The organism is Polaromonas sp. P1_G1 (genome assembly GCF_056405595.1).
Map to the genome: position 1 here is coordinate 1 of NZ_JBFUBU010000209.1, position 431 is coordinate 431.

General features: G+C 62.6%; 1 protein-coding gene. It reads left to right on the plus strand.

Annotation, left to right across the window (positions count from 1 at the left end; all coding sequences use genetic code 11):
• Positions 1 to 52: 52 nt before the first annotated feature.
• Positions 53 to 431: thiolase family protein (locus AC1D1Y_RS26505; RefSeq protein ID WP_477684970.1), on the plus strand; the 379-nt coding region annotated here is incomplete at its 3' end.

A 431-nucleotide genomic window follows, 5' to 3' on the forward strand; every position in this document is an offset into this window, starting at 1 on the left:
GTTCAAGCCAAGGCTTGAGAATTTCTGGTTGATTAAATAAAGGAGACACCTTATGGAAGACATCGTTATCGTTGCTGCAGCTCGCACCGCCGTAGGCAAATTTGCTGGCTCTCTCGCCAAACCTCCCGCCACCGAGTTGGGCAGCATCGTCATCAAGAGCCTGCTGGAGCGCAGCGGCCTGCCCGTGGACGCCGTGGGCGAAGTGATCCTGGGCCAGGTGCTGGCTGCCGGTGTGGGCCAGAACCCCGCGCGCCAGGCCGGCATCAAGTCCGGCCTCGCCAAGGAAACCCCCGCGCTGACCATCAACGCCGTGTGCGGCTCCGGTCTCAAGGCCGTGATGCTGGCAGCCCAGTCCGTGGCTTGGGGCGACAGCGAGATTGTGATTGCCGGTGGCCAGGAAAACATGAGCGCTTCGCCCCACGTGCTGCTGG